This is a genomic window from Pseudomonas sp. MHK4 (assembly GCF_054600775.1).
On sequence record NZ_BAAIAK010000030.1, the window covers coordinates 1 to 11,436 of the forward strand.

General features: G+C 62.0%; 10 protein-coding genes. 3 read left to right on the forward strand and 7 right to left on the reverse strand.

Translation table 11 applies throughout. The features are described 5' to 3' along the window. Positions 1 to 83: 83 nt before the first annotated feature. From ACYP2Q_RS31120 to ACYP2Q_RS31150, 7 genes are all read right to left on the reverse strand, one after another. A complete protein-coding gene (locus tag ACYP2Q_RS31120; protein ID WP_459734028.1) occupies positions 84 to 1,043 on the reverse strand; it encodes a D-isomer specific 2-hydroxyacid dehydrogenase family protein in 960 nt (319 codons plus the stop codon). After that, the gene (locus ACYP2Q_RS31125; protein ID WP_459734029.1) at positions 1,040 to 2,233 is read right to left on the reverse strand and encodes an acyl-CoA dehydrogenase family protein; all 1,194 of its coding nucleotides are present in this window, start codon (positions 2,231 to 2,233) and stop codon (positions 1,040 to 1,042) included. Before ACYP2Q_RS31125 ends, ACYP2Q_RS31120 begins: the two co-directional genes overlap by 4 nt. A 33-nt stretch (positions 2,234 to 2,266) precedes the next feature. Further along, positions 2,267 to 3,277 (reverse strand): ABC transporter substrate-binding protein, encoded by a 1,011-nt coding sequence (locus ACYP2Q_RS31130; protein ID WP_459734030.1) that lies wholly within the window; start codon positions 3,275 to 3,277, stop codon positions 2,267 to 2,269. Between the two features lie 13 nt (positions 3,278 to 3,290). Then, positions 3,291 to 4,613, reverse strand: coding sequence for an LLM class flavin-dependent oxidoreductase (locus tag ACYP2Q_RS31135; protein ID WP_459734031.1), 1,323 nt, complete (start codon positions 4,611 to 4,613; stop codon positions 3,291 to 3,293). Between the two features lie 27 nt (positions 4,614 to 4,640). Then, positions 4,641 to 5,603, reverse strand: coding sequence for an ABC transporter substrate-binding protein (locus ACYP2Q_RS31140; RefSeq protein ID WP_459734032.1), 963 nt, complete (start codon positions 5,601 to 5,603; stop codon positions 4,641 to 4,643). Between the two features lie 395 nt (positions 5,604 to 5,998). Further along, positions 5,999 to 7,582 carry a rhodanese homology domain-containing protein gene (locus ACYP2Q_RS31145; RefSeq protein ID WP_459734033.1) on the reverse strand — a complete coding sequence of 528 codons (1,584 nt, stop codon included), beginning with the start codon at positions 7,580 to 7,582 and terminating at the stop codon, positions 5,999 to 6,001. Further along, positions 7,579 to 8,187 (reverse strand): cysteine dioxygenase family protein, encoded by a 609-nt coding sequence (locus tag ACYP2Q_RS31150; protein WP_459734035.1) that lies wholly within the window; start codon positions 8,185 to 8,187, stop codon positions 7,579 to 7,581. Before ACYP2Q_RS31150 ends, ACYP2Q_RS31145 begins: the two co-directional genes overlap by 4 nt. Positions 8,188 to 8,430: 243 nt before the next feature. On the opposite strand from ACYP2Q_RS31150, the gene ACYP2Q_RS31155 reads away from it, so the two are divergent. The 3 genes from ACYP2Q_RS31155 (at position 8,431) to ACYP2Q_RS31165 (ending at position 11,040) form a co-directional block, all read left to right on the forward strand. Beyond that, entirely contained in the window at positions 8,431 to 9,336 is a 906-nt protein-coding gene (locus tag ACYP2Q_RS31155) for a LysR family transcriptional regulator (protein WP_459734036.1), read from the forward strand. Positions 9,337 to 9,458: 122 nt separating this feature from the next. Next, entirely contained in the window at positions 9,459 to 10,253 is a 795-nt protein-coding gene (locus ACYP2Q_RS31160; protein ID WP_459734037.1) for a class II aldolase/adducin family protein, read from the forward strand. 427 nt (positions 10,254 to 10,680) lie between these two features. Beyond that, positions 10,681 to 11,040: a DUF6124 family protein gene (locus ACYP2Q_RS31165; protein ID WP_459734038.1), complete on the forward strand. Its 360-nt coding sequence runs from the start codon at positions 10,681 to 10,683 to the stop codon at positions 11,038 to 11,040. Positions 11,041 to 11,436: the final 396 nt, after the last annotated feature.

The window sequence follows — 11,436 nt, forward strand, 5'->3', positions numbered from 1 at the left end:
GAGGGCGTGTCAGGCAACATTAATGTCGACTGACACGCCCTCTTCGCGAGCAAGCCCGCTCCCACTTTTGAACTGCGTTTGAGTCAATATCCGCGTTGCACGTTCGCCTGGTTTTCCAGCGTCAAGCCATTGAGAAAACGCTCCAGATTGGCCAGGAAACTGTCAGCGATCTCGTGACGGCTGTTGCTGGAGATCGCCGACGTATGGGGCGACAGGCGCACCCGTGGATGGGCATAGAGCGGGTGACCGTCCGGCAGCGGTTCGGGTTCGGTCACGTCCAGTGACGCCAGGCCGATGCGGCCGCTGTCGAGGGCCTCCCGCAGCGCCCCATGGTCGAGCAGCCCGCCCCGGGCGATGTTGATCAGGTGCAGGCCGGGCCGGGCGCTGGCGAGCACGGCGCTGTCGACGATATGCCGGGTCGCGTCGGTCAACGGCGCGGCCAGTACCAGGTGATCGGCGCGCGCGAACAGCTCATGGATATCCCGCGCCGCCTCGACGCCCTCCACCTCGAACGGCGTCGGGCTCTGGCGCAGCGCCAGCACCTTGATGCCCAGGGCGTGGGCCTTGCTCGCCAGGCTGCGGCCGATGGCACCAAAGCCGAGGATCCCCAGGGTGGTGCCCTTGAGCGGCGTCAGCGCGGTGAAATTCCATTGCGCGTCATGCACCCAGATATCCGGCAGTCGTTTGGCCGCAGCGAAGATCGCCGCCAGCGCGAACTCGGCGATGTTCTCGGCGGCGCTGCCGCGCGAGGTACTGACCGGTGGGCCGTTGAACAGCCAACTCGGGTAGAAATCGATGCCCGATGACACCACCTGAATCCATTGCAGCCCATAGGGCCAACCCGGTGGCGGGGTGTCCGGCGCCTGATAACCACGGACATTGATCGGCCGCGCCAAAAGGATCTGCACTTCGGCCGGCAGGTCGCTGGGGACCCCGGCCGGTACAGCGATGACGCGGGCTTCGGGGTGGGTTTGCGCGAGGCGCTGGCGGATCACTTGGTTGAAGTCTTCATCCAGCTGGCTGGCGATGACGAGCTGGCTCATGGGCGCTCCTTGATCTGGGACTGGCGCTGGGCGAACACAGCCTTGCCGACGCCCTGCAGGATGGCGTCGTTCTGCGGTGTATGAACGCGACTGCAGAGCACATCGCGGTAATGCCGTTGCAGCGGATTGCTGCGGGACAGGCCGGGATTGCCCGACGCTTCGATGGCCAGTTCCACGGCGCGAATCGCGTTGCCGGTCACCAGGTATTTGAGTTGCGCCGCGTTGCTGGCGGGCGTTCGACCCTCGGCGGCCGCGTCGAGCAGGCTGCGGTTGGCAAACAGCAAGGTGTCGATCTGCCCGACAATTTCCTGGAAGCGGGGCAGGGTCGAAAGCGCGGCGCCAAGGTTGGATGGCGCACGGGTTTCCAGCCAGCCCACCAGCCAGTCGCGGGCGGCCTGGGCCACCCCGTCGTAGACCGATGACAACAACACCGACATCCACAGGAAACCGTCGCCATCGAGCTCCGGTTGCGGCGCGCTCCAGCGGCTGACGCTGACTGCGTGGTCCAGTGGCACCAGTACGTTGTCGAACACCACCTCATGGCTGCAAGTGGCGCGCATGCCCAGGTGATCCCAATCTTCGATGATGCTGATCCCCGGCGTGTCCTTGTGCACCAGCCAGGCACCGACCAGCGGATCCTCGTCGGTGCTGCGCGCCCAGACGCTGAACCAGGTCAGGCCATGGCTGCCGGTGGAGTAGATTTTTCGCCCGCTGATGCGCCAGCCTGCCGCGGTGCGCCGGGCGACAGTCGCCGGCAGGCCGCCGCGCGCGGGCGTGCCCAGATCGGGCTCGACCCGCAGGGCGTTGATCAGTGCGCCGTTTTGCACGGCGTCTTGGGCCACCTGCAAGCGCAGCGCTTCGGGCCAGTTTCGATTGTCTTGCAGGCGCGCGTGCTGCAGATACTGCATCACCAGGATCAACGCCGTCGACGGCTCGCCCTTGGCGATCGCGCCGATGGCCTTGCGCGCTTGCGTGAGGCTTGCGCCGCCACCGCCCAGGGCCTTGGGCACGGTCAGCGCGACCAGGCCGTGCTGATGCAGCAGCTTGAAGTTGTCGTGGGGGAAGGCGCCGCTTTCGTCATAGAGGTGGGCACTGGCGCCAAGCTGTTCGCTGAGGCGTTCCAACAAGGCTTCGAAATTGGCCACCTCGACCGAGCGCAGCACGGGCGGGTGTTGAGAAGAAAGGCTCATGGTGATTTCACTCGATCAGGGCAGGGTGGCGGTTCATAACGCCAGCAAGCGGAAATTTTTGTCCCACAGAGGGCCGACATCGAGCCGGTCGCTCAACACGCCAGCGTCGAAGAACAAATCGGCGACTTCCTGCTGCGAAGCAATCGCCTGATCGTTCACTTCGATGATCCGCGAGGCCTGGCTACGGCCGTTGTACATGTCGAGGAACACCGCTTTGTCGACACCCAACAGCTGCGCTGACTTGGCGGCCCACGGCTCCGGATTGTCGTTGATCCATTCCAGGGTGCGGGCCTGGCGCTGCAGGTAGTCTTGAATCGCTTGCTTGCGCAGCGGGTCTTCCAGAGCGGCGGGGCGCGCGGCGATCAGGTAGTTGCCGGACAGGTAGCCAAGGGCGGTTTTCAGCACCCGAGCGCCACTGCGGAATTTCGCCAGCTGGATAAACACTCCATAGATCACCCAGGCATCGAGCTGACCGCTCTGGAACGCGGTGAAACCGTCCTGGGGCGTGAGCGCCACGGCGGTGATGTCCTTCATGGTCAGGCCCTGTTCCTTGAGAGCCTTGATCAGGAAATAGTGCGAGGTGGTGGAGCGCACATAACCGACGCGTTTACCGCGCAATTGCGCGACCGACTCGATGTTCGAGGCCTTGGGGATCAGGAACACCTGGTTGTTCACGTCACCTTGCAGCACCGCGATCAGCTTCGGTTGACGGTGGCTCTGGATCGAGAAAATCGGCGGGATTTCACTCATCGAGCCAACGTCCAGGCTGCCCGAAGCCAAGGCTTCGACGATCAGGTTGCCGCCGGCAAATTCGGCGTACTCAACTTTGTAGGGGGTGTTGGCGGTACCGGCGTCCTCGGTGAAGTACGAGTCCTGGCCGCGGTAGGTGGCGACGCCCAGGGTCAGGTCCGCGAGGCTGGGTGTCTGGGCGAAGGCGCGGTTGGGCAAGCCCATGGAGGACAATCCCAGTGCACCGAGGGCGATCGAGCTGGCCGTGAGAAAGCCGCGACGATTGAACTGTCCCTGTGTGATCTTTTTCGTCATGGTCAGGCTCTTGTCAGATGGCGATTGGCTGATGGCGGTTGACCGGAACTTGCAGGCCAAGGTGCTCGCGCAGGGTGTCGCCGCTGTACTCCTCGCGCAGCAGGCCGCGCTGCTGCAGCACCGGCACCACCAGCTCGGTGAAATACTGCAGGCCGTCGGGCAGCAGCGAGTTGATGATGAAACCGTCCGCCGCACCTTGTTCGAACCACTTCTGGATCGCGTCGGCGACCTGTTCAGGGGTGCCGACAAAATCGCGGCGAGGCCTGGAAAAGCGCAGGGCCACTTCACGCAAGGTCAGGCCTTCGTCCTTGGCCAGCTGCTTGATCCGGTCCGATCCGCCTTTCTGGCTGTTGGACCCCAGGTCGCCCAACTCGGGGAACGGCGCATCCAGGGGGTACTGGCTGAAGTCATGGTCATTGAACGGCCGGCCGAGGGCGACGATGGCGTCTTCGATGGTCACAAGCTCCACGGCTTGCTGATAGCGGCTTCGCACTTCGGCTTCATCGCGGCCGACGATCGGGCGGATGCCCGGCAGGATCGACAGTTTCTGCGGGTCGCGGCCGAAACCCGCCGCGCGTTGTTTCAGGTCTAGAGAGTAGGCGTGGGCATCGTCGAAGCCTTCGGGGCTGACGAAAATCGCGTCGGAGTTTTGCGCGGCGAAATCACGTCCGGCCTCAGAAGTGCCGGCCTGGAAAATCACCGGTTGACCTTGTTTCGAGCGGGAGATGTTGAGCGGGCCCTTCACCGAGAAAAACTCGCCCTTGTGCTCCAGCGCATGCAACTTGCCGGGGGTGAAGAATTCGCCGCTCTGCTTGTCGTACGCGAAGGCATCGTCCTCCCAGGAATCCCACAAGCCCTTGACCACCTCCACGTGCTCCTTGGCGATGCGGTAGCGCACCGCGTGGGGCGGGTGTTCGGTCTTGCCGAAATTGTCGGCGGTACCGCTGAGCCAGGACGTCACCACGTTCCAGCCGGCGCGGCCGCCGCTGATGTGATCCAGGGAGGCGAACTGGCGGGCGACCTGGAAGGGTTCGGTGTAGCTGACGGTGACGGTCGCCACCAGCCCGATGTGCTGCGTGGTGGCGGCCAGGGCGGAGAGAATGGTCAGCGGTTCGAAACGGTTGAGGTAATGCGGGCTGGACTTCTCGTGGATGTGCAGGCTGTCGGCGATGAAAACGAAGTCGAACTTGGCCGCCTCGGCCAGTTGCGCCTGCTGCTTGTAGAAGTCGAAGCTTACGCTGGCGTTGGGCCGGGCCTGCGGGTGGCGCCATTCGCCCCAGCCGTGGCCGACGCCATGGACCATCGCACCGAGTTTCAGTTGGCGTTGTTTGCTCATGGTGTTACTCCTGCATCCGTCGAATCGTTATCGAGAGGCCTGGTTGAGTGGGGCACGCCTGGCGTTGAAGCTCTTGTCGAAGCCCTGGGACACGTCGATGTGCTTGCCCAGGATTCCTTCTTCCTGATAGATGTCGGCGGTGGTCTGCAGGCCGCTGATGACCTGGTCGTCGATCTGCACCGGCTGCATGTGCGTGCCCTTGGCCACGGCGACATGCACCTCCAGAGGCAGGCCGGTCACGCGCGCCTGGGCGGCGGCGTATTCCTCGGGGTGGGCGTTGGTCCAGCGGTAGGCGCGATCGACCCGGGCGATGAAATCGTCGAGCTGCGCACGCTTGTTGGCGATGGCCTGGCTGGTGGCCGCGAAGTACAGGTGATTGGTCAGCAATTTCTCACCGCTGACCAGCACCTTGGCCTGGTTCTGGGTGGTGGAAATGGTGGTGTAGGGGTCCCAGGTCGACCAGGCGTCGGCGCTGCCGTTATCCAGCAGGATGCGCGACTCGCTCGGCAGCAGGTAGATGAACTGCACGTCGTGGGTGCTCAGGCCGGCATCGCGCAGGGCCTTGATCGCCAGGAAGTGGCCGATGGAGCCGCGGGTGGTGACGATCTTCTTGCCCTTGAGGTCGCCGGCATTGTTCAGCGCCGAATCCTTGGGCGCGAGGATGGCCGTGGTGTAGCGCCCCTCGGCATGCACGATGCTGACGACCTTGATCGGCGCGCCGGCTCCCAGGGCAAACACATAGGGCGCATCGCCCAGGGCGCCGATATCCACGGCACCGGCATTCAACGCCTCGCCCAGCGGCGCGGCGGCCGGGAACTCGGAAAACTGGATGTCGTAAGGCACGTCCTTCAGCTCGCCGGAGACCTCCAGCAGCACCTTGATCGTGGATTTCTGATTGGCCACCAGCAACGGTTGCAGGTCAGCGGCGTGGGAGGAGGTAGCGAAGCCCAGGGTGCAAATGAGGCTGAATAGCAGGGATCTTGGTGACATGATGAAACTCCAGGCCTTGGTACATTCAGTTGGGCCTCCGCCTGGAGAAGGGGTCGGTCTGGGGTTGACGTTATCTGTATAAGAACCGTCTGTGAAATTCTTTTTGGTTATATATTAATTATTAAACTATCTGATTATAAAAAATTAAAATATCAAGATAATGCATTAAAGAATGATGCAGACGAGACCCCCGCACAGCCAGAATCAGGCCGGCCGATAGGGCGCCATCGCTGGCAAGCCAGCTCCTGCAGGATGTGCGGAGCATGTCGGGTTTGTGGCATGACGCGCTTCTGTAGGAGCCGGCTTGCTGGTGATGCGAAGGTGGCCGTTATGCCGCCTTCGCTGGCAAGCCAGCTTCTACAGTAGGTCGGGTACAACCGCGAGAGATGGGCTTGTTAGACCACAAAAAATCCATGGGTGCCGTCGCGGGCCAATTGCTCGACCAGTCCGAACTCCCAGTCCAGATACGCCTGCATCGCTTCGCGCGGGTTATCGGTGCCTTCATAAGGCCGGCGATAACGGTCGATACGCGGTGACGCCAGGTGGCTCTCGCCTTCTTCCAACGGCAACTGCGCGGCAATCCAGGCAGCCGTGCCCCCCTTGAGCAAAAACACCGCCTTGCCGGTCAACGCCTCGACTTCGGCCACCGCCAGTCGCGCCAACTGGCTGCTGCCGCAGGTCAGCACATAACGCTCGGCTGAGGGCACGTTGGCCAGCGCTTCGCGCAGTTGCCCGCGCAACGCCCACCATGCACCGGGGACATGGCGTTTGACGTAGTTGGCGCTGCTGGTGAAATCCAGCACGGCGGTGTCACCGTGGGTCAGCCATTGGGCCAGCGTCTCGGGGCTGACTTCCTCGGCCTGTGGTGGCGCGGGAACCGGTGCCTGCCACGTGCCTTGTTCGCTGAAGTGAGCGGGGTTCAAATCATCCAGCACATGCACTTCCCAGCCCAGTTGCGCGAGCCAGGACGCCGACATGTTGGCGCGCACGCCATCGTCGTCCACCAGCACCAGGCGCGCACCGCGCACGCTGGCAAAGTGGTCGGTTTCCTGCACCAATTGCCCGCCGGGTGTCGAGCGGGCGCCGGGCAGGTGGCCGGCTTCGAATTCCTCAGGAGTGCGCACGTCGAACAGGTAGGTGCTGCGGGTCGGCTCCTGTTGCCAGCGTTGCAGGTCCGCCAGGGTGGCGCGGCCGACGAGGGCCTGGTCGGCGACGCGACGGGCATCACGCGCCGCTGTTTGCCGGTGTTCTTCGCTGGTTGGCGCGAATCGGCGCGACTGGCCGTGCTGCAGTTTCTGCCCGGCGAGGGTCCAGCCGATGGTGCCGTTGCGCAAGGCCGAAACCGGGTTGGCGATACCGGCGTTGATCAACGATTGCGTGCCGATGATGCTGCGGGTGCGCCCGGCGCAATTGACGATGATGCGCGTGGCCGGGTCCGGTGCCAGCTCACGGGCGCGCAGCACCAGCTCCGCCCCCGGTACGCTGATGCCGGTGGGGATGCTCATGGTCTGGTATTCATCGAAACGCCGGGCATCGAGCACCACCACGTCAGCCTCGCTGTCGAGCAGCGCCTGGACTTCTTCGGCCGCCAGGGACGGCGTGTGGCGCTGGCTTTCCACCAGTTCGCCGAAGGCTTTGCTGGGTACGTTGACGTCGATGAACAATTCACCGCCAGCACGGCGCCAACCGTCCAGGCCGCCTTCGAGCAGGCTGACATCGAGGTAGCCCAGGTCCTGCAAACGCTGTGCAGCGATGCCTGCCAAGCCTTCGCCATTGTCGTAGACGGTCACTTGGGTATCGCGCCGGGGAATCCGCGAGAACACCTCCAGTTCGAGTTTCGACAATGGAATGTTGGCGGCGAACAGCGGATGCGATTCGGCGAAGGGCGCTTCTTCGCGCACGTCCAGCAGCGCCAGTTCTTCACGGTTCAGCAGGGCTTGGCGAATCTCGGCGAAAGAGCGGGTCGACAGGGTGCTCATAGGGCTTGGTTCTCTTTGGACAAATCCCAGATGTTGGGCAGGTAGGCGTTGGAATAACCGGAAATGAACAGCTTCTCGCTGCCGTCGGGCTGATACACCGCGCGACGCACGGCACCGATGTTGGCGCCGTACACATGGATGCTGATCGAGACCTGGTCGGCAAAGGCGTTGCTGACCTGATGGATGTCGCCGATCTTCGGTGACACGGCCTCGACCTGGCCTGGGCGCAGCTGCACCCGACCGCCATCGGCGACCAAGGCGCCGTCGCCGGTGCGTTTGAACCCTTGCGAGTACTCCGCGCCGCGCAGCATGCCGATCAGCCCCCAGACCCGATGGTCGTGGATCGGCGTACTTTGCCCCGGCCCCCAGACAAAACTGACGATACTGAAACGCTGCCGTGAATCGGCATGCAGCAGGTATTGCTGATAGCGCTCGGGGTCGGGGCGGGCAAAATCCTCAGGCAGCCAATCGTCATGGCTGACCAATTGGCCAAGCAGCTTGCCGCCACGATGCAACAGGTCACCCTCGCGGGGATTGCTGTCGATCAATTCCGCCAGGGCGCCTATGAATGCTCTGAGTCTCTCCGGGTGTCGGGCCTGGGTCATGGCGATTCCATCGTTCGTTGTGAAAGTTGACCCTTTGATTTAAGCATAATGTTTTAGATCAATATGCGATTGTTTAATGATTAGGTTATAGCTGAATGGAATTTAAAGCCCTTTGGTATAGCGCTTTGGCATAGCACCAGAAGCTATTGATTAGTGGCCCGACGTGCGGCGGGCTATCCTTCTCCTGGTGAAGGAACTATGCTTTTCAGACATCTTATTGACTGTTCTCTATGTGCGGGCCAAATGAAAATTGATGATATCGATGCCTTTGTCGAGGTGATTCGTTGCCAGTCCATCAGCCATGCCGCCGAGTCGCTGCAACTGACCCAGCCGGCCATCACGCGGCGCGTGCAGAACTTTGAGCAGGCCTTGGGCGTGGAGTTGTTCGATCGCAATACCAAGCCGCTCAAGCCCACGTTGATCGGTACGCGCGTGTATGAACAGTGCCGCTTGATCCTGCGGGAAATGGATGCCCTGCGCGAACTGGTGGCCACCGACGCGCCACCGACCGGGCTGCTGCGCCTGGGGGTACCGCAGACCATCGGCGACGTGGTGTTGCTCGACGCGCTCAAGCACTTGCGCATCGAGTATCCCGACCTGCGGGCCCAGGTGGCCACGGGCTGGGGCAGTCAATTGGTGGGCAAGATCGAGCGCGGTGAACTGGATGCCGCCGCTGCGCTGTTCCCGGCCGGCAAGATTTTCCCGGACAACATAATCGGCGAGTCGATTGGCAAGATGGAGCTGGTGGTGGTCTGCGCCAAGGCCCAGTTGCCCAAGCGCCCGAGCAAGCTGGCGGACGTTTACCAGAGTGGCTGGATACTCAACCCCGACGGCTGCGGCTTCCGCGCCGGCTTGCAACGAACCCTGTCGGACCAGGGCCTGGCCCTGCGCGTCAACCTGGAAACCTTCGGCACCGAATTACAGCTGGGCCTGGTCGCCGACGGCCTCGGGTTGGGCCTGGTGCCACGCCCTTTGCTGGAACGCAGCGTTCACCGCGATCAACTGGCGGCCATGCCGCTCAAGGATTTCAAGCCGGTGATGGACCTGTGGCTGATCTATCCGCATTTTCTCGGCAACCTGCAAGGGCCGGTGGATGCCTTTGGCAAACTGGTGGCCGGATCGTTGCAGAAGATCAAGAGCGCGGCCTGACACCTGGGTGAAATATAATAAAAAAAAATGATAATTAGCTTAGATTAAAATGTGATTTTTATTATTTTTTAGCTTCCCCTAGGCTGGCTGCAGATTATCAAGGCCATCCAGGAAGTTTTGCCATGAGCAGTGTCAGCCCGTTATCCAGCGTCTCGAAAAATGTCCGCCAGCGCGTCACGCCCGAAGAGTGGGAGGTGCGGGTTAAACTGGCCGCGGCCTACCGGCTGGCGGCCCTGTTCAAGTGGACCGACCACATCTATACGCATTTTTCCGCGCGGGTACCCGGGCCGGATGAGCATTTCCTGATCAACGCGTATGGGCTGCTGTTCGACGAAATCAGCGCCTCCAACCTGGTCAAGGTCGACATCGACGGCAGCATCGTCGACGATCCGACAGGGCTCGGTATCAATCCTGCCGGCTACGTTATCCATAGCGCGATCCACGCGGCCAGGCCAGACCTGCAAGCCGTGCTGCATACCCATACGCGCGATGGCATCGCGGTGTCGGCGCAACGCGACGGCCTGTTGCCGATTTCCCAGCACTCGATCGGTTTTTCCGGGCGGGTGGCTTATCACGGTTACGAAGGGGTAGCGCTGGACCTCGACGAGCGCGAGCGCCTGGTGGCGGACCTGGGCGATAAAAGCGTATTGATCCTGCGCAACCACGGGTTGCTCACCGCAGGTATCAGCGTTGAACATGCGTTCCAGCAACTGCACGGGCTGGAGCGAGCCTGCAATATCCAGATCGCCGCCCAGGCTGGCGGCAATGCCGAATTGATCTTCCCGCCTGCTGAAGTGGTGGCCAAGGTCGAGAAGCAGGCCGAGGTGTTCAAAAGTGGCGACGGACCGGGTGTCGCGCGGCACTGGAATGCGCTGATTCGCCAGCTGGAACGCAGTGATACGACTTACAAGCAATAGCCTGTAGGCGCGAGCTTGCTCGCGAATGCGCCGGTACATCCGACATCGATGTATCGGGCTGCAAGGCCATTAAACACCACCCGAGAGCACTTGTTTAATCGCTGTCGGAATAACTTCTTGAAAGCTACACGACCTTGCGCCGTTGCCTACGGTTACGCCAGAATCCGCCGGCTTGTGCGCCTCGGAGCCCATCGGTAACTTGATTCGCGTCACTGCCCATCAGTGATCGGGTTTAGTCGCCCAGTGGTTTCTAGTGGTGCATCAGTTCTATCAGTCAGGCATTCCCATGCCTGCACTCGATGGTAGCTGTGCGCAGGGCGCCTTCGGGCGCGCCGGTTTGCTAGATCCCCGGTCGACTAACCTGCGTACAGTTGCCTCCCTTTCGTTTAGTCGCGAGAGAGGGGCACTCCATGTAAGGATCTAGCTTATGTTCAAGGTCACACCCAATCCCCCGGAAACGGACCCGGCATCCCCGTACGAAGCCGATTCAAAAAAGCTCAACGAAGCCGCCGAACGCGCCCTCGATTTCCATTTCCCCTCGACCGCCGACATCAAAGCCACGCCGCGCACACCCAGCACGCTGTTTACGGTAGATCCGCAAGCAACGACCGAAACCCTGGTTGTTTATCTGGTCGAAACGCTGGCTTCAGTGGATGTGATGGTCCATCACCTGGTCGATCACCTGGACGGCGGATCACGCCATGCATTGCTCGGTATATCCAACAGCGTGATGCTGGCGGAGATCACCGCGAATCGAGTGCTGGACCAGATCGACCCACGGGAGTAATCGCTCAAACACAAAACCTGTAGGCGCCGCCCGGAGCCGGCTTGCGCCTACACGGATTTACGCCGTTCACGGCCACCCTCCCGTCGCCATATCCGCAATCCTACAGCTCCGACGTACCGCCAACTCAGACGCATCCTACGCGCTCATCGGAAGCGTCCTATCCCATCCTTTATCAGATTCCCGAAAGCTGTCGGGTGCCTGAACGAGGGTGGAAAACCAAGCCTCCCCGTATGCCCATCCAGCCCAGGGAGGACTGATTTTGTCCAACGCACCGCGCATTTTCTTTGACCACACTCGCCACAAGTTCACGATCTACCGATTCGACGCTGTCTTCGACGTCCTGGCCTTCGAAGGCCAGGAACACCTGAGCCAGCCCTTCAACTACCGCATCGAATT